Annotated in this window: 3 protein-coding genes; all 3 read right to left on the reverse strand. The window is 65.6% G+C overall.

The genetic code is table 11. The features are described from left to right. Positions 1–221 precede the first annotated feature (221 nt). Entirely contained in the window at positions 222–521 is a 300-nt protein-coding gene (locus tag Q8K99_10880; GenBank protein ID MDP2183058.1) for a type II toxin-antitoxin system RelE/ParE family toxin, read from the reverse strand. After that, positions 518–742, reverse strand: coding sequence for an addiction module protein (locus tag Q8K99_10885; protein ID MDP2183059.1), 225 nt, complete (start codon positions 740–742; stop codon positions 518–520). The genes Q8K99_10880 and Q8K99_10885 overlap by 4 nt, the downstream gene beginning before the upstream one ends. 163 nt (positions 743–905) lie before the next feature. Beyond that, a partial coding sequence (locus Q8K99_10890) for a hypothetical protein (protein ID MDP2183060.1) occupies positions 906–1,105 on the reverse strand: 200 nt, incomplete at its 5' end.

Here is a 1,105-nt window from a genome sequence, read left to right on the forward strand (position 1 = left end):
TGCCGCCACCCCACCGTATCCTCGACCGGGGACCCGGGGAGCACGTGGACGTCTCGGCCCGGTTCTCTCGCCCGGTGATCGCGCAGGCCCCGTCGCCTTCCGGTCTCACCGAACGCTAGCGCATGACCCGCAAACCGTGGCCCTGCGCGTTCCCTGCCTCAGACTACCCTCGCACGCCACGGTTTGTCGCGGTCGATGCGCTTGTTCGGACCACACCGGGGCTACTCGGTGCGGGATTGCCAGTAGAAGGGGCGCTTCCTCTGGTGGGCAATGGCGAGTACGCGAACGTGGTCAGCTTCGACGGCGTAGATAATCGTGAACGGGAACTTCGCCAAGACCATCTTGCGGACGCCGTCCGCGACTTCTGGTCCGGAATCGGGATGCTCACGAATGCGCTTGAAGCCCATGTCGACATCGTCGACGAACACAGCCCCCAGGTTGGGACTCTCGCGGTCGTAGTACTGTGCGGCTTCGTTCAACTCCAGGTCGGCGTCGTCGTGAAGCTGCAGCGGAAGCGTCATCCGAGCCGCGCTCGTGCTCGTGCGATTGCCTCGTCGGCGGGAATGGTCCGCGCGGTGCCAGCATCGATCTCGGCGTTTCGCCGGAGGGCCTCCTCGATCCACAACTGCTCGATCTCGGCCTCCGTCAGCGTTTCGAGGCTGTTGAGGAGTTCGTGAGCCATGCTCGCACGCTCCGCAGCGTCAAGCTGGAGAGCTTCGCGCATGAGTTCTTCAACCGTCATGGGGACCACCTCACAGGCAGGTTCGCTGCACATATTCTACGACGGCAGACCGACATCGGGCACTCCCTGGTGTTGGTCCGAACGCGTTAGGCATGAGCAGACGCCCGATGCCCTCTCTTCGACAGTCTACCTCGTGGCGTTCTGCTCGATGCCTTGGTTAGCTTCACGGCCACAGGTCCCGCGCAAGCGCGACTGAACGCTCGCCGCACGACGTCGAAAGCCGAACCGCACCCACGGCGAGCCCGACGGGCCAGCACATCGCCGCCGCACGCTCGCCACCGAGAGCCGTCGATCCCGCACCACGACGGGCGAGCCCGGCGACCAGGAGACGCGGCGCCGATGATGCGCCGGGCCGGCAGACAC

The sequence above is a fragment of the Actinomycetota bacterium genome (assembly GCA_030682655.1).
GTDB lineage: Bacteria > Actinomycetota > Coriobacteriia > Anaerosomatales > JAUXNU01 > JAUXNU01.

What these genes read in the sequence shown, in the direction of transcription:
- Q8K99_10880 (MDP2183058.1), bottom strand. Translation starts at nt 521, where the DNA reads ATGACGCTTCCGCTGCAGCTTCACGACGACGCCGACCTGGAGTTGAAC.
- Q8K99_10885 (MDP2183059.1), bottom strand. Translation starts at nt 742, where the DNA reads ATGACGGTTGAAGAACTCATGCGCGAAGCTCTCCAGCTTGACGCTGCG.